Source organism: Streptomyces abikoensis, from assembly GCF_014648775.1.
In the GTDB taxonomy this organism is placed as follows: domain Bacteria; phylum Actinomycetota; class Actinomycetes; order Streptomycetales; family Streptomycetaceae; genus Streptomyces; species Streptomyces abikoensis.
Genome location: NZ_BMRT01000006.1, coordinates 15,430 through 37,022, shown reverse-complemented (window position 1 = coordinate 37,022; position 21,593 = coordinate 15,430). Strand labels below are relative to the sequence as shown.

Sequence of the window (21,593 nt, the reverse complement as noted above, 5' to 3'; positions counted from 1 at the left end):
GCGGGTGCGTCGTGGCTGGGCGCACCCTGGACGGCATACCGACCGGTCGGCATCATGATCGGCGTCAGCAGGGAACTCCCCGAAGGAGCACGCGATGAGCAAGGCCAGTCCCCCGCCGGGGCTCGATCCACAGCGGTTGCGCGGGTATCTGGAGCGGGAACGGCCGGGGCTGACGGCCGGGCCGCTGGAGGCCGAGCTGATCGAAGGGGGGCGGTCCAACCTCACGTACGCGGTGCGGGACGGCTCCGGCGGCGCCTGGGTGGTGCGCAGGCCGCCGCTCGGCCATGTCCTCGCCACCGCCCACGACATGGCCCGCGAGCACCGGGTGATCAGCGCGCTGCGCGACACGCCCGTGCCGGTGCCGGAGGCGCTGCTGCTGTGCGAGGACGAGGAGGTGCTCGGGGCGCCGTTCTACGTGATGGAGCTCGTCCCCGGCACGCCCTACCGCACCGTGGAGCAGCTCGCCGCGATCGGCCCGGCCCGGACGCGGCAGGTGGCGCTGGCGCTCGTCGACACGCTCGTGGAACTCCACGCCGTGGACCCGGCGGCGGTGGGGCTGGGGGACTTCGGGCGCCCGGAGGGCTTCCTGGAGCGGCAGTTGCGCCGGTGGGGCACCCAGCTGGAGGCGTCCCGCAGCCGAGAGCTGCCGGGCATCGACGAGCTGCGCGCCACGCTGACGAAGGCCCTGCCGGACTCCCCCGCGCCCACCGTGACGCACGGGGACTACCGGCTCGACAACGTCCTGGTCGGCGCCGACGACACCGTACGGGCCGTCCTGGACTGGGAGATGTCCACGCTCGGCGATCCCCTCACCGACCTCGGGCTGCTGGTGATGTACGGCGAGCAGCGGCCCGTGCCCGGTTCGCCCGTCGCCGCCACGGGCAGCGCCCCCGGGCACCCGGACCCGGCCGAGCTCGTGGAGCGCTACGCCGCCCGCTCCGGCCGCGACGTCTCCGCCCTGCCCTGGTACACGGCCTTCGCGTACTTCAAGCTCGCCGTGATCCTGGAGGGCATCCACTACCGTCACACCCTCGGGCGGACGGTCGGCACGGGCTTCGACCGCATCGGCGAGCTCGTCCCGCTGTTCATCGACAACGGCCTCACCACCCTCCGGAAGGGCTGAGCGGCATGGACTTCGCATTCGACGCCCGCACCGAGGAACTGCGGGCCCGGCTGCTCGCCTTCATGGACGAGCACGTGTACCCGGCCGAGGCCGTCGCGGAGGAGCAGCGGGCCGGGCTCGCCTCGCCGTGGGAGGTGCCGCCGGTCGTCGAGGAGCTGAAGGCGGAGGCCAAGCGGCGGGGGCTGTGGAACCTGTTCTTGCCGGATGAGCGGTACGGCGCCGGGCTGACGAATCTCCAGTACGCGCCGCTCGCCGAGATCACCGGCCGCAGCCCGCAGTTGGCCCCCACCGCCCTGAACTGCGCGGCCCCCGACACCGGGAACATGGAGGTGCTGGCGCAGTTCGGCACCGAGGAGCAGAAGAAGCGCTGGCTGGAGCCACTGCTCGCCGGGGAGATCCGCTCGGCGTTCGCGATGACCGAGCCGGACGTGGCCTCGTCCGACGCCACCAACATCGAGACGCGCATCGAGCGGGACGGCGACGCGTACGTCATCACCGGCCGCAAGTGGTACATCTCCGGGGCGCTGCACCCCGATTGCCGGGTGTTCATCGTCATGGGCAAGACCGACCCCGAGGGCGCCGACATCCGCCGGCAGCAGTCGATGGTCCTGGTCCCCCGTGACACCCCGGGCGTCGAGGTCCGGCGTGCCATGCGGGTCTACGGCTACGAGGACCACTACCACGGCGGCCACGCGGAGGTCGTCCTCGACGGGGTGCGGGTCCCGGCGGACCATCTGGTCGGCGAGGAGGGCGGCGGTTTCGCCATCGCCCAGGCCCGGCTGGGCCCGGGGCGCATCCACCACTGCATGCGGCTGATCGGCATGGCGGAGCGGGCGATCGAGCTGATGTGCCGGCGGGCGGTGTCCCGTACGGCCTTCGGCAAGCCGCTCGCGGCGCAGGGCGTGGTCCAGGAGTGGATCGCGGACTCGCGGGTGGCGGTGGAGCAGTTGCGGCTGCTGGTGCTCAAGACGGCCTGGCTGATGGACACGGTGGGCAACCGGGGTGCCCACACCGAGATCCAGGCCATCAAGATCGCGACGCCGCGGACGGTGACGGAGATCATCGACAAGGCGGTCCAGCTCCACGGCGCGGGCGGGGTGAGCCAGGACTTCCCGCTGGCGGAGCTGTGGGCCGCGGCGCGGACGCTGCGGCTGGCCGACGGGCCGGACGAGGTGCACCGGCGGTCGCTGGCCCGGCGCGAGCTCAAGCGCTACGCGTAAGCCTCGCCGGCTCGTTCCGCCCGGATGCCCTGCGAGCGGAACGAGCCGGTGCGCGACGCCGGGCGGCTACGGGCGCAGGGCCCTCAGCAGCAGGTCGGCGAGGTGGTCGGCGACCGCCCGCGCGCTGAGCGCGCCGTCCGGCCGGTACCAGCTGCCCAGGTGGTGGACGGAGCCGAAGTGGTAGTCCACCACGAGGTCGGCGGGTGTGGCCCGGCTGAAGACGCCCGTGCGCTGTCCCTCCTCCACCAGGGCCCGGAACCGCTCGTGGTAGCGGCGCCGTTCGGCGCGCACCTGCTTGAGCTTGTCGGGCGAGAGGTGGTGCATCGAGCGGAAGAAGATCGTGGTGTCGTCGAGGTTCTCCAGGGTCGTCACCACCACGTCGGCCGCCGCGTTCCGCAGCCGGCGCTCGACGGGCGCGTCGGCGTCGGCGAGGGCGTCCAGCCGCTCCTGCTGGAGCCGCAGGACCCGTCCGTACACCTCGTGCAGCAGGTCGTCCTTCGAGCCGAAGTAGTGGTACAGGGCGCCCTTGGTGACACCCGCGGCCACGACGATCTCCTGGACGGACGTGCGGTCGTAGCCCCGCTCGGCGAAGAGCCGGGTGGCGGCGGCCAGCAGGCGCTGCGGCACGGGTCTGATGCCGCTCTCCGTCGCTCCCGCCGTCGCCGTCCTGCTGTGCATCGGCCACCACCGCCTTCCGCCGCGTGCGGTGCCGCGCCGCGTGCGCGGCCCCCTGTCGAGGATCTTGCCACCCGGGAGCGGGGGTGCGGGGGGAGTTGCCCGGGTTCGTTCACCTGCACGCGGGACAAGGGCTCGAAGCGCTGCTCACGAACGGGTGAAGAGGCCAAAGGAAGGCTGGACACACCCCCTTGACGGCAGGACGATGCGCGCGAACTGACCTGGCAGGGGGACACGCCGTGGCCGTCATAAGTGTGCAGCCGTACTGGGAGTTGATGTTCGACGCCGAGGGGGACATGGCCCCCGGCGAACGGGAGGCCCTGGTGAGGGGGGTGGCGGAGCAGGGGATCACGGATCTGGTGGTCTTCGCCCACGGCTGGAACAACACCCGCTCCACGGCCACCGCCCTCTACGAGCGCTTCTTCGCCCCGTTCCCCGCCGTGCTCGCCGACTCCCCCGCCCCCTCCGCCACCGGTGGCCCCGTGCGCCTCGGCTACGGGGGCGTGATCTGGCCTTCCATGCGCTTCACGGACGAGCCCATACCCGACTTCCCCTCCGACCGGCCCCCGGCAGCGGCGGCCGGCCCCCTGCTGGACCCCGGCACGCTGGCCGGGCTGGCCGTCGTCTTCCCCGGCAGCGAGGCCGTGCTGGACCGGCTGGCCGAACTGCTGGAGCGACGGCCGGCGGACCCGGCGCGGCTCGCGGAGTTCGCGACGCTCACGCGCGGCCTGGTCGCCCGGGGCCGGGGCGACCGGGGGACGGGCCCCGCCGCCGATCCGTACGTCCACGACCTGGACCCGGGCGCGGGCGAGCCGGACGAGCCCGCGATGTTCACCGGCAGCCCCGAGCGGGTGTGCGCGCGCTTCGCCGACGTCCTGGCCCTCGCCGGGCTCGCGCGCTCCGAACTGTCGGGCGCGCTGGAGCGGCTGTGGGGCGGCGCGCTGGAGCTGCTGCGCCAGGCGGCCTACTGGGAGATAAAACGACGCGCGGGAACGGTGGGAGAGGCGGGGCTCGGACGGCTCCTCGGGGAGGTCGCCGGCACCTGCGCCGGCCTGCGCATACATCTGGTGGGGCACAGCTTCGGGGGACGGCTCGTCGCGTTCGCGCTGCGCGGCCTGCCGGAGCGCGCGCGGTGCGTGTGCTCCGTCACCCTGCTCCAAGGCGCCTTCTCGCACTACGCCTTCGCGCCCGGGCTGCCCTTCGCGCCCGCTCACGCCGGGGCGCTCAAGGAGCTCCAGCGCCGGGTCGACGGCCCGGTGGTCTGCTGCCATTCGCGCCACGACCAGGCGCTGGGCCTGCTCTACCCGCTGGCCTCCCGGGTCTCCGGGGACATGGACTCCCTCCTCGGCCTGGACCCGCTGGGCCTCAACGACCCCCGCTGGGGCGCCATGGGCCACGACGGCGTCCAGGCCGTGCCCGGCACCGCGGCCCTCGTCCTCGACCAGGCCCTGACCGGCCCGTTGCCGGCCGACGGCTGTGTGAACGTCGACGCCTCGGCGGTCGTGCGGCGCGGCGGCCCGCCGTCCGGCGCCCACAGCGACATCTGCCACCGGGAGCTGGCCCGGCTCGTCCTGCTGGCCGGGCGCCTGGTGCGCTGAGCACGGCACCGGGATCCGCCACCTTCGTGATGGCCCACATCTGTCCGCCCGATGGGGGTAGCAGAGCGGAGTCGGCGCCGTGACGCGGGCCGGGATCCGAAAATCCGATGGATCCGATCGGCCGTGCGTTACGTCCCTTCCATGTCGATCCGAGTCCGCGCCGCCGGAGGTGGGATGCAGTGGCAGGTTTCAGAGCACTAGCCCGAGAAGTGCGCAATCCACGGAACACCATCGCGCTGCGCAGGACATCCCTGCGCAAATGCCTCGAACGCTTCGCCCCCTACGGGCACCGGGCGACCTGGCGCCATCTGTGCGCCCGCGCCGGCCTCGCCCCCGACGACCGGGCACCCGACCCCGCACTGCTGATCGCCGCGCTCGTCGAACTGGAGGAGGCCCGCGAGGTCTGGCTGGCGTACGAGGCCCGCTTCGCGGGCCGGCGCCGCCGGGAGAAGCACCACGGCATCCGCCAGCCCAGCGCCATCGACGACTGGTACCGCAACACCTGGGGCGGCTGTGACATCGTGCCCTGCGCGTCCCCCGACCTCACCCCCGACGCCCGGCTCGCGGACGTGCTGCGCCGCGTGATCGCGGCGATGGAGTCCGCGCCCGGCGACGCCTGCCCGGTGTGCGCGCAGGAGCGCGTCGAATGGCGGACGGACCTGGAGCGCTACCCGCTGGAGGGCCCCGTCTGCACCGACTGCGGCATCGTGGTGCCCGTCTCGGTGCTCACGCCGGCGGCGCTGGCCGCCGCGCGCCGGAGGACCTTCGCCGGGCGGTACGCGGGGGTGTGAGCGCGCTCCCCGGACCGCTCCGGGGAGCGTGGACCGCCCTCGGGCGCGCGCTCGGCACCGTCAGCCCGCGTCACCGTCAGCCCGCGTCGCGCTGGCCGTAGAGCATCGATCCGGTGCCCACGCTGCCGAAACGGTCGTCGGGGTTGGACAGCGCGCACCGGTCGAGGGAGAGACAGCCGCAGCCGATGCAGTCCTCCAGGCTGTCGCGCAACTTGCCCAGCTGCGCTATCCGCGCGTCCAGTTCGACCCGCCACGCCTCGGACAGCCGGGCCCAGTCGGCCCGGTTGGGCGTGCGCCCGTCGGGCAGCCCGGCCAGCGCCTCGCGGATCGTGGCGAGCGGGATGCCGACGCGCTGGGCCGCGCGGATGAAGGCGACGCGGCGCAGCGCGTCCCGGTCGTAGCGGCGCTGGTTGCCCGAGGTGCGCCTGCTGCTGATCAGGCCCTTGGTCTCGTAGAAGTGGAGCGCGGAGACGGCGGCGCCACTGCGCGCCGAGAGCTGACCGACAGTCAGCTCGCAAATCTTCTTCGTAATCTGCGGCACGGCTCAGACTGTACGTGACGGCACTGTCAGGCCGGTCGTGGCGAAGGCCCGGGGTGGCCGGCCATGCGCAGCACCAGGTCCGCGTAGAGGTCGCCGACCTCGGCGGGCGTGCGCTCGCCCGCCGCGTTGAACCAGCGGGCGACGTCGACGCACAGGGAGAGCACGGCGAGGGCGGTGCCGCGGACGTCGGGGACGTCGAAGTCGCCCGAGGCGACGCCGTCCTCGATGATCGAGCGGACGGCGGCGTCGGTCTCCCGGCGCAGCGCGACGATCTCGGCGCGGTGCTCCTCGCCGAGCGCGCCGAGCTCGTACTGGACGACGCGCGCGGTGGTGTGGTGCTCGGCGTGCCAGCGGACGAAGCGGCGGACGGCCTCGGCGAGGCGCTCGGCCGGGGTGCCGGCGCCGTCGCGGGCCCGGCACAGGATGTCGAGGGCGAGCCGGTGCCCGACCCCGCTGATGCGGTAGAGGAGCTCTTCCTTGGTCCGGTAGTGGATGTAGAGCGCGGCGGGGCTCATCCCCGCGCGGCCCGCGATGTCGCGGGTGGTGGTGGCGTGGTAGCCGCGTTCGGCGAAGGCCGCCACGCCTGCGGCCAGCAGCCGGCGCGCCGCGTCGGGCGTGACGTCGGCCCACTCGTCGGTCCGTGACGTCTGCGCGCCCATCTCGCTGCCCCGCTCTCCGGGCCCACGCGGGGGCCCCTCGCCTCGACTGGCTGTGCCGTGCCCTGCCATGCCGTGTCGTACCGTGCCGGAAGGACGAACACCATACCCCGGGCCTGAGCGAGCGCTTAGGGCGGACGGCCCGGGCCGTCGGCGCGTAGCGGCCCGGCCGGACGGGCATGCATGACCCCATGACCGCCGAGCGCACCCTGCCGGTGGCGGCCACGGCGCTGACCGCCACGATCGCGGTCTACATCACGCTCGTCGCCTTCGGCAATGTCACCGACTTCGGTACCAACCAGGAATTCGTCCGCCACGTCCTGGCCATGGACACGACGTTCCAGGACCGGGATCTGATGTGGCGGGCCGTCACCGACGCCACGCTCCAGAACATCGCCTATGTGGCCATCATCGTCTGGGAGACGCTGGCGGCGCTCGTGCTGCTCGGGGCCACGGGCCTGTGGGTGCGGGGGCTGCGGCGCGGCGGGGTGGCCGCCCAGGGCTTCGCGCCCGCCCGGCGGGCCACCACGCTGGGGCTCCTGATGCTCATGCTGCTCTTCGGGCTGGGTTTCATCGCCATCGGCGGGGAGTGGTTCGCGATGTGGCAGTCCACGAAGTGGAACGGGCTGCAGGCCGCGACGCGGATCTTCTCGCTGGCCGGGATCGTCCTGCTGCTGATCCACCTGCCGTCGCCGCAGTGGCGGGCCGAGCGGGCCGGCTGATCACGGCCCGCACCGCTTGATCGTTCCCAGCACCGCCCGATCGTTCCCGCGCCGCGTGATCGTCCCGGGCTCCGGCGGGGCCCGGGCACCGGCCCGTCCCTTTGGGGCCCGTCTCGGCCCGTCCGGCGGCCGGTTCTTCCGCATGCCCGCGACCGGTCCATTGACGCGCCCGGCCCGGGAATCCTACGGTCTCCCATAGGAATCCATCGGCAGTGGGAGCACGCGATGAGCGGTACGGGCAATGAGCGGGCGCGGAAGACCGCGGAGGCGCTGGTCTACTCCCCCGGCTTCGGCAACGAGCACAGCAGCGAGGCCCTCCCCGGCGCCCTGCCCCTGGGCCGCAACGCACCGCAGCGGGCCCCCCTCGGCCTCTACGCGGAGCAGCTCAGCGGCAGCGCCTTCACCGAGCCCCGCGCCCACAACCGCCGGTCCTGGCTGTACCGGATCCGGCCCTCCGCCGCGCACCCGCGCTTCACCCGCGTCGACAACGGCGCCCTGCGCACGGCCCCCTTCACCGAGACGGTCCCCGACCCCAACCGGCTGCGCTGGAACCCGCTGCCCGAGCCGCCGGAGGGCACGGACTTCCTCGCCGGCCTGTGGACGCTGGGCGGCAACGGGGACGTCACCCAGCGCGCCGGCATGGCCGTCCACCTGTACGCGGCGAACGCCTCCATGACGGACCGCGTCTTCAGCGACTCCGACGGGGAGCTGCTGATCGTGCCCGAGCGGGGCGGCCTGCTGCTGCGCACCGAGCTCGGGCTGCTGCGCGCCGAGCCCGGCCACATGGCGCTGATCCCGCGCGGCGTCCGCTTCCGGGTGGAGCTCCTGGACGCCGACGCACGCGGCTACGTCTGCGAGAACTACGGGCAGCCCTTCGTCCTCCCCGACCTCGGCCCGATCGGCGCCAACGGGCTGGCGAACGCCCGTGACTTCCTGGCCCCGGTCGCCGCCTACGAGGACGTCGAGGGCCCCGTGGAGGTGATCAACAAGTTCTGCGGCAACCTCTGGTCGGCGACGTACGGCCACTCCCCGCTGGACGTCGTCGCCTGGCACGGCAACCACGTGCCGTACGTCTACGACCTGCGCCGGTTCAATGTGCTGGGCTCCATAAGCTACGACCACCCGGACCCGTCCATCTTCACCGTGCTCACCTCGCCCTCCGACACCCCGGGGCTGGCCGGCGTGGACTTCGTCGTCTTCGCGCCGCGCTGGCTCGTGGGCGAGGACACCTTCCGGCCGCCCTACTTCCACCGGAACGTGATGAGCGAGTACATGGGCCTCATCGAGGGTGCCTACGACGCCAAGACGGCCGGTGAAGGGGGTTTCGTCCCCGGCGGCGGCTCGCTGCACAACATGATGTCCGCGCACGGACCGGACCGGGAGACCTTCGAGCGGGCCAGCGCGGCCGAGCTGGCCCCCCAGAAGATCGACGACGGTCTGGCCTTCATGTTCGAGACCCGCTGGCCGATCACGCTCTCGGCGCAGGCCGCCGGGGCCGACCACCTGCAGACGGGATACGACCGGGTGTGGCAGGGTCTGGAACGCCACTTCCGTCAGTGACACCCCCGTTGTCAGACCCGGAGCCCCCGTGACCTTCGCCCCCGACTCCCTCGCGCTCAACCGCAAGCTGCCGCTCTGGTACCAGGTGTCGCAGTCGTTGCGCGCCTCGATACTGGGCCGGCGCCCGGACGACCCGCTGCGCCTGCCCACCGAGGACGCCCTCGCGGCCCACTACGGCGTCAGCGTGCTGACCATGCGGCAGGCGCTCAAGGAGCTGGAGGCGGAGGGTCTCATCACCCGGCACCGCCGGCGGGGCACGTTCATCGAGCCGAGTGCCCGGCGCGCCTCGCCCGTACGGCTGCTGGGCTCGGTGGACACGATCGTCGCCCAGCAGTCCGGAGAGCACACGGCCGTTCTCGGCCACGGCCCGGCGCCGGTCCCGGCCGAGCTGGCCGAGCACTTCCCCGGCCTGGACGAGGCGGTCGTCTACCGGCGGCTGCGCCATGACGAGACGTCGGGCGAGCCGACGAACTGGGCGGAGAACCTGGTCCGCCCGGAGGTGGCCGAGCGCATCGACGTCGCGGACCTCGCCCGCTGGCCCATGACCAAGGTGCTGCGCGACATGGTGGGGGTGCGCATCAGCCGGATCACGGACACCGTCGAGGCACGGCTGGCCGACCCGGAGACGGCCCGGCTGCTCCAGGTGCCGCTGCTCAGCCCGATCCTCCACTACACGGGGATCACCTACGACGAGGACGGGCGGGCCGTCGACGTCGCCCGCATCCACTACCGGGGGGACCGTTTCTCCTTCACCGTCACCCTCGACGCGCACTGAGGAGATTGTGCGAACGTCCGGGGAGGGCGGCGGGCCGAAAGGCGTCGGGGGATGCCGAGGGGTGCTGCTTTCCGACCGGCCGGCCCCGGGGAAAGGGCAGGCCTTACAGGGCGGGCCTTGCGGGGACGGGCCGGGGCCGGGGGTCAGGCGTGAGAGGTGGTGCCACGGCTGCCGAAGAGCGAACGGCGCAGCCGCCGCAGCGGGGCGAACAGGGAGACCCGGGCGGTACGGCTCTGGCTCTTGCTGCGACCGGCGCGGACGTGGTCACGCGAGGTGATCTCGCGCATCAGCACCGTCGCGCCCTCGACCTCGCGCTGCGGCAGGGCGGGCCCGCCGAGCACCGCGAGGTGACGATCCAGGCGCGCGCTCGACGCACCGCTTCCGTAGCTGATGGCAGGCACACGCGGCCTGCTCCGCATCGCTATCTGATCCATTCGACACTCCCCACCCGTACGAGGCACCCGGCCCAGGCAGGGTAACCCTATCGCCCCATCGCGTCACCCGCGCATCGGCGGGGCCGATTCACCACCCCGTCAAGGGCGTTGACAGACCTGACGTGAACCTGCCGTTACCGACAGCGAGTTGAACAGGACAATACGGTACCGAACAGGGGGCAATCACGCTCCGTTGCGGTACATTCACCCCGAATTGCTCTCGGGGGAGGGACGGACGCATGGACACGGGTTCCGGCGCCGGACGGGTGCTGGCGGGCCGTTACCGGCTGCTGGACGAGCTCGGGCAGGGTGGCATGGGCGTGGTATGGCGCGCCCGGGACGAGGTACTGGGCCGGGAAGTGGCGGTCAAGGAGGTCCGGGCGCCCGCCGGACTGCCCGCTCCCGACGTACGGCAGCTCTACGCCCGGCTGGAACGCGAGGGCCGCGCGGCGGCCCGGATCTCCCACCGCAACGTCGTCACCGTCCACGACGTGGTCACCGAGGAAGGCCGGCCCTGGATCGTCATGGAGCTGGTGCGCGGCCTCTCCTTCGCGGAGGTCCTCGTGGCCGAGGGGCCCATCGCCCCGGTACGGGCGGCGCAGATCGGAGTGCAGGTGCTCGCCGCGCTCCGGGGGGCGCACGCCGTGGGCGTACTCCACCGCGACGTGAAACCGGGAAACGTACTCATCGCCAACGACGGGCGTGTCGTCCTCTCCGACTTCGGCATCGCGATGATCGAGGGGAGCTCGGCGCTGACGGCGACGGGCCAGCTGGTCGGCTCCCCCGAGTACCTCGCCCCGGAACGCGCCCTGGGGCACCCGCCCGGGCCCGAGTCCGACCTCTGGTCGCTCGGGGTGATGCTCTACGCGGCCGTGGAGGGCTACTCGCCCTTCCGCCAGGACACCCCGCTCAGCACGCTGCGCGCCGTCGTCGACGCCGAGCTCCCGCCGCCGCGCCGGGCCGGGCCGCTCGCGCCCGTCCTGGACGGGCTGCTGCGCAAGGACCCGGCGCTGCGGCTCGGCGCGGCGGAGGCGGAGGGGCTGCTGCGGACGGTGGCGGCGGGGAACGTGCCGCGTGTGGAGCAGCGCGTCGAGCCGGGCGCGGGTATGGGTGCGGGTGCGGCGTACGCGCCTACCGTGGCGGCGGGGGCGGCCGGTTCGTCCGGGGCGCCGACCCAGCCGGTGCCGGTGCCGCCGTCCGGTGCGTCCGGTGCGCCCGAGCGGCGGACGGGGAAGCGGGTGGCGCTCGCCGGGGGCGCGCTGGTCGCGCTGCTCGCCGTGGGCGGGCTGGTGTGGGCCCTCACCTCGAACAGCGGCAGCGGCGGCGGGTCGGACGGCGGGGGCGGGAGCACGTCCTCGGGGAGCGACAAGAACGCGGGGGCGGCGCCCTCGCCGCGGGACAGCGGGCGTACGGCGTCGTCGGCCGCCGCGTCGCCGCCTGCCGCGTCCGGGTCCTCGGGCTCGTCCGGCGGCTCGTCCGCCGTGACCATCACCGTCACCCTCGTCGCCCTGCGGGACCGCTATTCCGGGCCCTGCCCGCCGCCGGGCGACGCCGCCCCCGCTTTCCAGGCCGCCATCGCGGTGGACCGCTCCCCCACCGACGTCACCTACCGCTGGGTGACGGGCAGCGGGAACGTCACGGACGGCGGCTGGCGGACGGCGCGCATCGGCGCCGGGGAGCGGAGCAAGGTCCTGTCGCACACGGACACCGCGCACCGGGCGGGGGATGCGGAGAAGGACTGGATCGCGCTGGAGGTGAAGGGGGTGGGGGTGTCCCGGCACGTTCCGTTCACGGTGACGTGTCAGAAGGCGTCGTCGTCAGGGAGCTCGTCCCCGTCGGGGTCGGCGTCAGCGAGCCCGTCCGGCTATCCGGGCGGTGGGTACGGCGGTACGAGCGGTTGAGGCCCCGGAGGGGCTGCATGGCAGCCCCTCCGGCAAACCCTTACGCCCCCGCCGTGAACACCGGCAGGTAACCGCGTGACTGGCCCGACGCCGTCGGGTGGTACGACTCGTTCACGGGGAACGTCACGCTGTTCAGCCACGCGCTGCCCGAGCACAGCTCGTGCCCGGTGAACGTGGTCGTGACGTCGCCGAAGGCGAAGCCGTGGTCGGCCGCGCGTTTGGCGGTGACGGAGTTGATGAGGTCCGCCGCCCCGTTGATGGCCTTGCGCTTGGTGTCGCTGAGGCCGAGGCACGTGCCGCCGAGGTGGTAGAAGCGCGGGTAGCCGAGGACGACGACCTGGGCGTGGGGCGCGCGGTCGCTGATGGCGGAGTAGACGTCGTCGAGCTTGTCGGGCAGCTCGTCGCGGATGTAGGCGCGGGCCTGGTCGATGCGGCTCAGACAGGAGGAGTCGGAGCCCAGGACGCAGGTGCTCATGGTGTCCGAGAAGCCCGCGTCGTTGCCGCCGACGGTGATGCTGACGAGCCCGGTGGAGCCGCTCAGCGAGCCGAGCTGACCGCTGAGAACATCACCCGTACGGGCGCCGGAACAGGCCTTGAAGTCGAATCTGGAGGGCTTGTGGGCGGCGGCCCAGAGGGCCGGGTAGGACCTGGTGCTGCGCTTGCAGTCACCGCTGGCGGAGTCGTAGCCGCCGGCGCCGAGACCGGACGAGTACGAGTCACCGAGGGCTGTGTAGGCGGGGGTTGACGCGCGTTCGGCAGAATGCGCGGCGCCGGCCCCGCTGAGGGCGAGGGCGGCGGTGAGGGCCAGCGCGGATAGGACACCCGCGAACCGGGACAGTTTCATGGAACCTCCCTAGCAGGGGTTTCTGCCACCTCCGTGGTAGCAGCGACCCCATGTCGCTGGAAGTGTCCATGCCAAAAGTGGAATCGCGGTGAAACTGTCAACCCATGCTTGACGGCGGTCAGTTGACGCCCGGTCCAGCGGGCGGGCCACGTCGCCCACTGTTCATCTGACGGACAGCCTCCGGTTGTGGCGGTCAGGACCGTCGGGGGCTGTTTCGCATGGCCTTCACATCTTGACGGGCCTTTGCCGATTGCGCGACATTGAAGCCCGGCATCCGGCGCTTCGGGGGGCAAAGTCGCCAATGCAGAGCTTCACTGATCTCACCGGACTGGACGACCCGGCGGAACGTGACGGCAAGGGGGGCACGGACGGGGGAAGCGGCCGCGACGGGGGTCCGGCCGCCAGGGACTGGCTGCCGGTAACGGCGGGTGTGGCGGCGGCCATCGCGGGGGTGGGCGGCGCGCTGGCGCTCGCCGACGTCACCTCCCCGCTGCGCGCCCCGTTCGCCCTGTTCTTCCTCATCGTGGCGCCCGCCTGCGCCGTGGCCGCCCCGCTGCGGGGGCTCGACCCCCTCAGCCGGGCCGTGGTGGCCATCGGCGGGGCGGTCGCGGTCGATCTGCTGGTGGCCCAGACCATGCTCGCGCTGCACGCCTGGACGGTCCGGGGCGGCGTGGTCGCGGTGGCGGCCGTCAGCGGGGTCCTCCTGCTCCTCGCGTTCCTGCTGGCACACGCGCGGCGCCATCGGGGCCGCGCCACGAGAAGTCGGGCTTCGTGACGTGGACATCAGCGTGTACCGGCCCGGCGAGCTCACGGCGGCCGACCGGGCGGCGTGGTCGGCGATGCAGGCGCGGGCCGTCGAGGACGGCTCACCCCAGCTCGCGAATCCTTTCCTCGCTCCGGAGTTCGCCCTCGCGGTGGGGCGCTGCCGGCGGGGCATCCGGATCGCGGTGGTACGGGAGGAGGGCGAACCGGTGGCGTTCTTCCCCTTCCAGCGCACCTCGATGGGGGTGGGACGGGCCATCGGGCTGGGGGTCTCGGACGCCCAGGGGCTGGTGCACCGCCCCGGCTTCCAGTGGGACACCCGGGAGCTGCTGCTCGCCTGCGGCCTCTCCCTGTGGGAGTTCGACCACCTGATCGAGGGCCAGAAGCCCTTCGAGGTGGCGGCGTCCGGCTCCTTCGCCTCACCGGTCATCGACGTCGACCAGGGGTACGAGCGGTATCTGGCGGCGCTGCGCAAGCAGTCGCCCAAGTTCACGCGCACCACGCTCGCCAAGGAACGCCGGCTCGGCCGGGACATGGGCGAGGTGCGCTACGTCCACGACGAGCGCGACCCGGCGATGCTGCGCGTGCTGACCGGCTGGAAGTCGGCGCAGTACCGAAGAACAGGGCGTGCGGACCGGTTCGCGCGCCCGTGGATAGCCCATCTCGTCGAGCAGCTGTTCCACACTCGCACGGAGTCCTTCGCCGGGCTGCTGTCGGTGCTCTACGCGGCCGGACGGCCGGTCGCGGCCCACTTCGGGCTGCGCTCGTCCACGGTGCTGGCGTGCTGGTTCCCGGCCTACGACCCGGAGTTCTCCCGCTACTCCCCCGGCCTGATACTCCACATGCGGATGGCCGAGGGGGCCGCGGCGCAGGGGCTGGCCTATCTGGACCTGGGGCGGGGCGGCAAGGCCTACAAGGACTCGCTCAAGACCCGCGAGCTCAGCGTCTCCGAGGGCTGGGTGACCCGACGGCACCCGGTGGCGCTGGGTTACCGGGCCCGGCGGGCGCCGCTGCGGGCGCTGCGCAACTCGGTGCTGGCGCGGCCGGAGCTCTTCGAGCAGGCCGACCGGCTGCTGCGGCGCATGGGACGGATCCGGGCGGGCGGACAGGGAACCGCCCGCCATGGACACGGCGTCAATAGTTAAGTCCCTGCGAATGGTTGCATAGGCGCAAATAACACCAAAGGAGGAGCCTCCGCCCCACCTCTTGCCATACGGACTCAAGCTTCAATACCGTCGTACATCTACCCGCATCGGCCCATCTTCTCTAAGCGGCTCCGGGGAGGGCTTCACAGCGTCGCGATGGTGACCGGCGCGGGGCGCGGCAGGGGGTGCCGCGCTCGGCCGTTCCGCTGTGCCGAGTCGCGTGCCGCGCGGCACGGCGTATTTGCCAACTCGCCCTCTCCGTTCGGTGTTTCCTGCCGTTCGGGGCCAGGTCGAGTACCCCCTTTTCGAACCGGACACACGATCGGACCGCTGGGGCAGGCGGTCCACCGGACGAGAGGGAAAGAAGACACATGAGTGCGTTCCTTCGGCCGGCGGCCAGTGAAGAGGATCCGGAGACATCCGGCCGCTACCGGCCGGTGACCTCGCACTTCGCGATAGCGCCACCGGTGAGCGTCGTCATTCCCGCCATGAACGAGGCGGAGAACCTTCCTTACGTCTTCAAGACGCTTCCCGACTGGATTCACGAAGTGGTCCTGGTCGACGGCAATTCCACCGATGACACCGTCCGCGTCGCCCGCGATCTCCATCCGGGCGTCAAGGTCGTCGAGCAGCTGGGCAAGGGCAAGGGCGACGCCTTGATCACCGGCTTCGCCGCCTGCACGGGCGAGATCATCGTCATGGTCGACGCCGACGGCTCGGCCGACGGCGGGGAGATCGTCAGCTATGTCTCCGCGCTGGTGGGCGGGGCCGATTTCGCCAAGGGCTCCCGTTTCGCCAACGGCGGGGGCACCGACGACATGACGCTGATCCGCAAGCTGGGCAACCGGGTGCTGACGTCCATGGTCAACTACAAGTTCGGTGCCCGGTACACCGACCTGTGCTACGGGTACAACGCGTTCTGGAAGCGCTGCCTGGACGAGATCGCCCTGGACTGCGCCGGGTTCGAGGTGGAGACCCTGATGAACATCAGAGTGGTCAAGGCCGGCCTGCGGGTCCAGGAGATTCCCAGCCATGAGTTCGTCCGTATACACGGCACGAGCAATCTGCGCGCCGTGCGCGACGGCATCCGCGTGCTGAAGGTCATCCTCCATGAGCGCGGCACCGGCCGGCGGTCCCGGCGGCGCCGCCCGCTGGCGCTGGCGCCCGCGGCCAACCGCGGGGAAGTGTCTTGAGCGTAAGTCCCGACGGACGGACCGGCGCGCCCGAGGTGTCGGTGGTCATCTGTGTCTACACCGAGGACCGCTGGGGCGACATCCTCGCCGCGGTGGCCTCGGTGCGCGACCAGTCCTATCCCGCGCTGGAGACCCTGCTCGTGGTCGACCACAACCCCACGCTGCTGCGCCGGCTGGCCAAGACCTACGGCGACGACGGCGCGGGGGCGGAGCAGGGCGCCCAGCGGGTGCGCGTGCTCGCCAACGCCGGGCCGCGCGGGCTGTCGGCGGGCCGCAACACCGGGGTCGCGGCCGCCGCCGGCGAGGTGATCGCCTTCCTCGACGACGACGCGGTGGCCGAGCGGGACTGGCTGCTGCACTTCGCCGAGGGCTACGCCGATCCCCGGGTGATGGCGGTGGGCGGCCGGACCCAGCCCGTCTGGGCCTCCCGCCGCCGCCCCGCCTGGTTTCCGGAGGAGTTCGACTGGGTGGTCGGCTGCAGCTACCGGGGGCTGCCGCCGGGCCGGGTGGCCGTCCGCAACGTCCTCGGCGGGAACGCCTCGTTCCGGAGGTCCGGTCTGGAGGCCGTCGGCGGCTTCGCCAGCGGTATCGGGCGGGACGGGCAGCGGCTGCCGCTGGGCGGGGAGGAGACGGAGCTGTGCATCCGGCTCACCCGGGCGCTGCCGGACGCGGTGCTGCTCATCGACGACCGCTCGGTGATCCACCACCGGGTGCCGCCGGCCCGCGAGCGCTTCCGCTACTTCCGCACCCGGGCGTACGCCGAGGGCCTCTCCAAGGCCCTGGTGGCCCGCAGCGTGGGCACCCGCGAGGGCCTCGCCAGCGAGCGCCGCTACACCACGCGCGTCCTGCCGGCCGGCGTCGCGCGCGGGCTGCGCGACGCGCTGCTGGGCCGCCCGGGCGGCGCCGGCCGGGCCGGCGCCATCGTCGCCGGCGTCGCCGCGGCGGCCGGCGGCTACGCCCTGGGCACGCTGAGGGCGCGCGGGGGCGGCGGGAGCTTCGCCGTGGCGAAGCTGGAGGCACCGCCGGGCGGAAGGTGGGCGCCGGACGGCAGAGCACCGGACGGCCGGGCGGCGAAGGTGGGCGGATCCGCGCCGGACGGCGGATCCGCGGGCGAGGGGGCCGGCGGATGAGTGGTGGGCCGGTGCCGATTCTGATGTATCACGCGGTGGCCCACGCGCCGGCCCGGGCCGCGTACGGGCTCTCCGTGTCGCCCGAGGCGTTCGCCGAGCAGATGCGGGTGCTGGCCGACCACGGCTTCACCCCCGTGACCACCGCACGGCTGGCCGCCGCCTGGCGCGGCGGCGGCCCGCTGCCCCCCAGACCCCTGCTGATCACCTTCGACGACGGCTACGAGGGCGTCCACCGCTACGCCCTCCCCGTCCTGTCCGAACACGGCTTCCCCGCCACCCTGTTCGCCTCGACGGGCTGGCTGCGGGGCGCCCACGAGACCGGGGGCGCCCTGGACCTGATGCTGAGCTGGGACCAGGTCCGCGAACTGGCCGCGGCGGGCATGGAGATCGGCGGGCACAGCCACACCCACCCCCAGCTCGACCAGCTGCGCGACGAGCCCCTGTGGTACGAGATCCGGCACTGCCGGGACGTACTCACGGCCGAACTGGGTCACCCACCCGAGTCGTTCGCCTATCCCTACGGCTACTCCAGCCGACGGGTGCGCGATACCGTGCGCGCGGCCGGGTTCGGGATCTCGCTCGCCGTGGGGAACGCCCTGGCCCGGCGCGCCCAGGGCCCGTACGCCCTGGAGCGGGTGACCGTGCGCCGCTCCACCGGCATCGAGGAGTTCGAACGGCTCGTCGAGGGCCGGGGGATCGGCCGGCTGTTCGCCCGGGACCGGGCACTGACCAAGGGCTACGCCGTGCTCCGCAGGGGCCGCGGCCTCGTCGGGGCCGGCCGCCACCACCTCACCGCGGAACGCGCCATCAGGAACACCGTCAGGAACAGGAAAGCGACCGAAGCCCGTGTCTGACACGTCCGCCCGGATCGAGGATCGAACCGAGGAAAGAGCCGTGGAGCCGACAGCCCGGCGACTGCGGCTGCCCGGGCGGGGCGTCAGCAGTCCGCTGTTCCGCAACGCCTTCGCGCTGATGCTCAACACGGGCATCAGCGCCGTCCTCGGCGTGGGCTTCTGGCTGGTCGCCGCCCACTACTACACCGAGGAGTCGGTCGGCCAGGGCTCGGCGGCCATCGCCGCGATGAAGCTCATCGCCGGTCTGACGGCCGTCACCCTGACCGGGGCCCTGGCCCGGTTCATCCCCGTCGCCGGGCGGCGCACGGGACGGCTCGTCCTCGCCACCTACGCCGGCAGTTCCGTGTTCGTCGCGGTGGCGGCGGGCGTCTTCCTGCTCTCGCTCGGTCTGTGGGGGCCGTCCTACCGGTTCCTCCACGGCTGGCTGCCCGGCCTGGGGTTCGTCGCCGCGGTGGTGGCGTGGTCGCTCCTCACCCTCCAGGACGGGGTGCTGACCGGGCTGCGCAGCGCGTTCTGGGTGCCGGTGGGCAACACGGTCTTCTCGGCGGTGAAGCTGGCGCTGCTGGTGGCGCTGGCGGTGGCGCTGCCGGTCGCCGGGGTGTTCGTCTCCTGGGTGGTCTCCATCGCGGTGTCGGTGGTGCCGCTGGGCTGGCTGGTGTTCCGGCGGCTGGTGCCCGCCCACATCAGGGCGACCGCGGAGAGCGCCCGGCCGGTCTCCGCCCGGGAGATCGGCCGTTTCCTCGCCGGGGACTACACGGGCTCGCTGTTCTCGCTGGCCGTGGTCTACCTGGTGCCGGTGATCGTCGCCGCGCAGATCGACTCCGCCGACAACGCGTACTTCTACGTCACCTCCACCATCGGCGGCACGGTCAATCTCCTGGCCATCAACATGGGCGCCTCGCTGACCGTGGAGGGCTCGCACGACCCGGCCCGGCTGGCGGAGAACTGCCGGGCGGCGCTGCGCCGGATGACCAAGATCATGGTGCCGGTGTGCGTGCTGCTGTTCCTCCTGGCGCCGTACATCCTCCACGTCTTCGGCCGGGGGTACGCGGACGCGGCCACTCCGCTGTTGCGCTGGTTCGCGGTGGGGGCCGCGCTGCGCGTGGTGATGGAGGTGTACTTCGCGGTGCTGCGGGCCCAGAGCCGGACGGCCGGGCTCGCCTATCTCCAGGGCCTGTTGTGCGTGCTGGTCCTGGGGCTGACGTTGCTGCTGCTTCCCCGGATGGGGCTGACGGGTGCGGGTGTGGCGGAGATCTGCAGCCTCACGGTGATCGTCTCCATCGCGGCGGTGAAGCTGCGCGCCGTTCTCAAGGCCGCGCCGGCGGCGGAGCGGACGGCGGCCGAGCCCCCGGCGCCCGACGGGGACCTGGCCGACCTGGCACCGCGCGGCGAGCGGCGCGACGACCGGCAGGGCGACGGGCCCGGCGACCGGCACGGCGAGGAGGCCGCGCCGGTCAAGGGGCGGTTCGGCACCGGCTGGGCGCTGCGGTCCGCGCTCGACCCCGACACGCTGCCGCTGGGCGTCCGGCTCGACATAGACCATCTGGAGCGCCGGCCCGACGTCCGCCCGGCGGAGGGCCTCCCGGTCATGGAGAGGCCCGGGAGCGCCCCGCTGCCGCCCCTGGGCTTCGGCGCCGAGTGGCTGAGCGCCCGCCTGCGTACGCCGGAGGCCGGGATCGGGCTGCTGCTCGCCTGTGCGCTGGCGCTGTACTGGGTGCCGCTGACGGCCGTGGGCCGGGTCGACCTCGACGACATGGGCGGCTTCGGGCTGGTGTCCGTGCTGCCGGTGGCCACGCTGCTGGGGGCCGGGCTGCTGGTGGTGGCCTTCGCGGCCGCGCTGTGGCTGCCGGAGCGCCGCCGGTGGCTGCTGCTGGCGGTGCTGCTGGCGACGGTGGTGTCCCTCCACGCGGTGCCCGCCCTGCTGGAGGGCCCTCCGCGCTTCGCCACGGCCTGGCAGCACCTGGGCTTCCTCGACTACATCGACCGCACCGGCACGGCCGCGCCCGACCTGGACGCCCGCTGGAGCTGGCCGGGCTTCTTCGCCCTGGCCGCGTTCGCCGCCCGCGCGTGCGGGGTGGGCGATCTGACCGAGGTGCTGCGCTGGTGGCCCCTGGCGGTGCAACTGGTGAGCCTGGCGCCGATGCTGCTGCTGATGCGGGTGGTACGGGCGGGCTGGCGGGCGAAGTGGGCGGCGCTGTGGCTGTTCGCCCTGAGCGGCTGGGTGGGGCAGGACTACTTCTCCCCCCAGTCCCTCAACTACCTCTTCTATCTGCTGTTCGTGGCCGTGCTGCTGCTGTGGTTCCGCTGGCCCGGCCAGCTACGGGGCCGCCTGCTGCCCGGCGAGCGCGAGGTCCTGCCCCTCGACCGGGGCCCGGCCGCGGTGCTGCTGGGCCTGGTCGTCGCCCTGTTCGCCGCGTCGGTCGCCAGCCACCAGCTCACGCCGTTCGTGATGCTCGGCGTCCTCACCGCGCTCGTACTGGCCCGCCGGCTCACCACCACCGGGCTGCCCCTGCTGTGCGGGGTGATGCTGGCGGTGTGGGTGGGGTTCCTGGCGGAGCCGTACTGGTCCGGCCACTTCGACGAGCTCTTCGGCGGGCTCGGCTCCCTGGGCGGCAACCTCTCCTCGTCCGTCTCCGGCCGGATCGAGGGCGGCAGCGCCACCCACAAGATGGTGCTCTACGTACGGGTCGCGCTGGCGGCCGCGGTGCTGGGGCTCGCCGCGCTCGGCTGGTGGCGGCGGCGCCGGGCGGGCATCGGCGATCTGTCGCTGCTCCTCCTGACCTGCGTGCCGTTCCTCGCCTTCGGCATGCAGTCCTATGGCGGCGAAGTCGCCCTGCGCGTCTTCCTGTTCGCGCTGCCCGGCGCCTGCGCCCTGGCCGCGCTCGCGCTCTTCCCGCGCCCGGCCGCCGGACCCCGCCGGGCGCACCGGGGAGCGCTGGCCGCGCTGCTCGCGGGGCTGGTGCTCGTCCTGGGGTTCCTGGTGGCCCGCTGGGGCAACGAGTCCTTCGAGCGGGTGCGGCCCGGCGAGGTCGCCGCCATGGACTACGTCCACGCCCACGACCGGCCGACCGTACGGCTGCTGTGGACCAGCAGCGACCCGGTCGACAACGTCACCCCCGCCCTGCCGTGGGGGACGCGCGACATGGAGCGCGTCCGGTACGAGCCCACGCTCGCCCCGCGCGACCCCGGCCGCGTCTCCGGCCTGGTGGAGGCGCTGCGCAAGGCCGGGCCGGGCTCCCTGCTCGTGGTGAACAAGGGCCAGTCCGACTACCTCGAGCTCAGCGCGGGCTACGCCTCCGACTGGGACCCCCGGCTGCGCCGGGCCCTGGACGGGCGGCCGGAGCTGCGCCGGGTGTTCGGCAACGACGACGCGGTGCTCTACGAGCTCAAGGACCGCCCGGCGGGCGAGGTCCCCGAGCCGGCGCCCGGCCCGGTGGGGCCCCGGGTGACGTGGACGCCCGTCACCGTGGCCGGGGCGCTCGCGGCGGCGGGGCTGCTGGTGTTGCTGACGGTCCGCGAGCTGGTGCGGGTGGCGGCGGGGCCTGGGGTGCGGCAGCTGCGGTGGCTTCAGGGCTCCTTCTGGTTCGCGCTGCCCCTGCTGCTGGTGGTACTGGGGTCTCTGGTGTGGCGGATGGCGACGTTGTCGTAACGGCCTCCCCGTCGGAATCG

General features: G+C 73.2%; 19 protein-coding genes. 14 read left to right on the top strand and 5 right to left on the bottom strand.

What is annotated here, in order from left to right:
- Window positions 1-94: 94 nt before the first annotated feature.
- Both IE096_RS20000 and IE096_RS19995 read left to right on the top strand, forming a co-directional pair.
- Window positions 95-1,123 carry a phosphotransferase family protein gene (locus IE096_RS20000; RefSeq protein WP_189453688.1) on the top strand — a complete coding sequence of 343 codons (1,029 nt, stop codon included), beginning with the start codon at window positions 95-97 and terminating at the stop codon, window positions 1,121-1,123.
- A 5-nt stretch (window positions 1,124-1,128) separates the two neighbouring features.
- Window positions 1,129-2,343 (top strand): acyl-CoA dehydrogenase family protein, encoded by a 1,215-nt coding sequence (locus tag IE096_RS19995; protein WP_189453687.1) that lies wholly within the window; start codon window positions 1,129-1,131, stop codon window positions 2,341-2,343.
- A gap of 66 nt (window positions 2,344-2,409) precedes the next feature.
- Here the strand turns inward: IE096_RS19995 and IE096_RS19990 are convergent, their stop codons facing one another.
- Window positions 2,410-3,021 carry a TetR/AcrR family transcriptional regulator gene (locus tag IE096_RS19990; protein ID WP_189453685.1) on the bottom strand — a complete coding sequence of 204 codons (612 nt, stop codon included), beginning with the start codon at window positions 3,019-3,021 and terminating at the stop codon, window positions 2,410-2,412.
- Window positions 3,022-3,293: 272 nt separating this feature from the next.
- Here IE096_RS19990 and IE096_RS19985 point away from each other — a divergent pair, with 272 nt between their 5' ends.
- Window positions 3,294-4,616, top strand: coding sequence for a serine-threonine protein kinase (locus IE096_RS19985; RefSeq protein ID WP_189454214.1), 1,323 nt, complete (start codon window positions 3,294-3,296; stop codon window positions 4,614-4,616).
- 179 nt (window positions 4,617-4,795) lie between these two features.
- Entirely contained in the window at window positions 4,796-5,407 is a 612-nt protein-coding gene (locus tag IE096_RS19980; protein ID WP_189453683.1) for a hypothetical protein, read from the top strand.
- 76 nt (window positions 5,408-5,483) lie between these two features.
- On the opposite strand, the gene soxR is transcribed toward IE096_RS19980, so the two are convergent.
- Complete coding sequence (gene soxR, locus IE096_RS19975) at window positions 5,484-5,948, bottom strand: redox-sensitive transcriptional activator SoxR (RefSeq protein WP_126913473.1); 465 nt, start codon at window positions 5,946-5,948, stop codon at window positions 5,484-5,486.
- Between the two features lie 26 nt (window positions 5,949-5,974).
- Window positions 5,975-6,607, bottom strand: coding sequence for a TetR/AcrR family transcriptional regulator (locus IE096_RS19970; protein WP_189453681.1), 633 nt, complete (start codon window positions 6,605-6,607; stop codon window positions 5,975-5,977).
- A gap of 188 nt (window positions 6,608-6,795) precedes the next feature.
- On the opposite strand from IE096_RS19970, the gene IE096_RS19965 reads away from it, so the two are divergent.
- The 3 genes from IE096_RS19965 to IE096_RS19955 all read left to right on the top strand — a co-directional run bounded on the left by IE096_RS19965 (window position 6,796) and on the right by IE096_RS19955 (window position 9,661).
- Complete coding sequence (locus IE096_RS19965) at window positions 6,796-7,326, top strand: DUF2165 domain-containing protein (protein WP_229820411.1); 531 nt, start codon at window positions 6,796-6,798, stop codon at window positions 7,324-7,326.
- Between the two features lie 225 nt (window positions 7,327-7,551).
- Window positions 7,552-8,886 carry a homogentisate 1,2-dioxygenase gene (gene hmgA / locus IE096_RS19960; protein ID WP_189453677.1) on the top strand — a complete coding sequence of 445 codons (1,335 nt, stop codon included), beginning with the start codon at window positions 7,552-7,554 and terminating at the stop codon, window positions 8,884-8,886.
- A gap of 28 nt (window positions 8,887-8,914) precedes the next feature.
- Window positions 8,915-9,661: a GntR family transcriptional regulator gene (locus tag IE096_RS19955; protein WP_189453676.1), complete on the top strand. Its 747-nt coding sequence runs from the start codon at window positions 8,915-8,917 to the stop codon at window positions 9,659-9,661.
- A 143-nt stretch (window positions 9,662-9,804) separates the two neighbouring features.
- Here IE096_RS19955 and IE096_RS19950 read toward each other — a convergent pair whose 3' ends face one another.
- Window positions 9,805-10,095 (bottom strand): hypothetical protein, encoded by a 291-nt coding sequence (locus tag IE096_RS19950; RefSeq protein WP_189453674.1) that lies wholly within the window; start codon window positions 10,093-10,095, stop codon window positions 9,805-9,807.
- Between the two features lie 239 nt (window positions 10,096-10,334).
- Between IE096_RS19950 and IE096_RS19945 the strand changes: the two genes are divergently transcribed.
- Window positions 10,335-11,996, top strand: a complete 1,662-nt coding sequence (locus tag IE096_RS19945) for a serine/threonine-protein kinase (protein WP_189453671.1) — start codon at window positions 10,335-10,337, stop codon at window positions 11,994-11,996.
- A gap of 40 nt (window positions 11,997-12,036) precedes the next feature.
- Here the strand turns inward: IE096_RS19945 and IE096_RS19940 are convergent, their stop codons facing one another.
- Entirely contained in the window at window positions 12,037-12,840 is an 804-nt protein-coding gene (locus IE096_RS19940; RefSeq protein WP_189453669.1) for an SGNH/GDSL hydrolase family protein, read from the bottom strand.
- A 301-nt stretch (window positions 12,841-13,141) separates the two neighbouring features.
- Here IE096_RS19940 and IE096_RS19935 point away from each other — a divergent pair, with 301 nt between their 5' ends.
- From IE096_RS19935 to IE096_RS19910, 6 genes are all read left to right on the top strand, one after another.
- On the top strand, window positions 13,142-13,615 hold the full coding sequence (locus IE096_RS19935) for a hypothetical protein (protein ID WP_189453667.1): 474 nt from the start codon (window positions 13,142-13,144) through the stop codon (window positions 13,613-13,615).
- Window position 13,616: 1 nt separating this feature from the next.
- Complete coding sequence (locus tag IE096_RS19930) at window positions 13,617-14,747, top strand: GNAT family N-acetyltransferase (RefSeq protein ID WP_189453666.1); 1,131 nt, start codon at window positions 13,617-13,619, stop codon at window positions 14,745-14,747.
- A gap of 371 nt (window positions 14,748-15,118) precedes the next feature.
- Complete coding sequence (locus IE096_RS19925) at window positions 15,119-15,940, top strand: glycosyltransferase family 2 protein (RefSeq protein WP_189453664.1); 822 nt, start codon at window positions 15,119-15,121, stop codon at window positions 15,938-15,940.
- Window positions 15,937-17,070, top strand: coding sequence for a glycosyltransferase family 2 protein (locus IE096_RS19920; RefSeq protein ID WP_189453662.1), 1,134 nt, complete (start codon window positions 15,937-15,939; stop codon window positions 17,068-17,070). Before IE096_RS19925 ends, IE096_RS19920 begins: the two co-directional genes overlap by 4 nt.
- Window positions 17,067-17,924 carry a polysaccharide deacetylase family protein gene (locus tag IE096_RS19915; RefSeq protein WP_189453660.1) on the top strand — a complete coding sequence of 286 codons (858 nt, stop codon included), beginning with the start codon at window positions 17,067-17,069 and terminating at the stop codon, window positions 17,922-17,924. Before IE096_RS19920 ends, IE096_RS19915 begins: the two co-directional genes overlap by 4 nt.
- Complete coding sequence (locus IE096_RS19910; protein WP_189453658.1) at window positions 17,917-21,573, top strand: lipopolysaccharide biosynthesis protein; 3,657 nt, start codon at window positions 17,917-17,919, stop codon at window positions 21,571-21,573. The genes IE096_RS19915 and IE096_RS19910 overlap by 8 nt, the downstream gene beginning before the upstream one ends.
- Window positions 21,574-21,593 lie beyond the last annotated feature (20 nt).

Bases quoted from the DNA above. Each gene is read 5' to 3' on its own strand.
- IE096_RS19940 (WP_189453669.1), bottom strand. From the start codon at position 12,840: ATGAAACTGTCCCGGTTCGCGGGTGTCCTATCCGCGCTGGCCCTCACC.
- IE096_RS20000 (WP_189453688.1), top strand. From the start codon at position 95: ATGAGCAAGGCCAGTCCCCCGCCGGGGCTCGATCCACAGCGGTTGCGC.
- IE096_RS19990 (WP_189453685.1), bottom strand. From the start codon at position 3,021: ATGCACAGCAGGACGGCGACGGCGGGAGCGACGGAGAGCGGCATCAGA.
- IE096_RS19995 (WP_189453687.1), top strand. From the start codon at position 1,129: ATGGACTTCGCATTCGACGCCCGCACCGAGGAACTGCGGGCCCGGCTG.
- IE096_RS19925 (WP_189453664.1), top strand. From the start codon at position 15,119: ATGAGTGCGTTCCTTCGGCCGGCGGCCAGTGAAGAGGATCCGGAGACA.
- hmgA (WP_189453677.1), top strand. From the start codon at position 7,552: ATGAGCGGTACGGGCAATGAGCGGGCGCGGAAGACCGCGGAGGCGCTG.
- IE096_RS19945 (WP_189453671.1), top strand. From the start codon at position 10,335: ATGGACACGGGTTCCGGCGCCGGACGGGTGCTGGCGGGCCGTTACCGG.
- IE096_RS19915 (WP_189453660.1), top strand. From the start codon at position 17,067: ATGAGTGGTGGGCCGGTGCCGATTCTGATGTATCACGCGGTGGCCCAC.
- IE096_RS19935 (WP_189453667.1), top strand. From the start codon at position 13,142: ATGCAGAGCTTCACTGATCTCACCGGACTGGACGACCCGGCGGAACGT.
- IE096_RS19970 (WP_189453681.1), bottom strand. From the start codon at position 6,607: ATGGGCGCGCAGACGTCACGGACCGACGAGTGGGCCGACGTCACGCCC.
- IE096_RS19965 (WP_229820411.1), top strand. From the start codon at position 6,796: ATGACCGCCGAGCGCACCCTGCCGGTGGCGGCCACGGCGCTGACCGCC.
- IE096_RS19985 (WP_189454214.1), top strand. From the start codon at position 3,294: ATGTTCGACGCCGAGGGGGACATGGCCCCCGGCGAACGGGAGGCCCTG.
- IE096_RS19950 (WP_189453674.1), bottom strand. From the start codon at position 10,095: ATGGATCAGATAGCGATGCGGAGCAGGCCGCGTGTGCCTGCCATCAGC.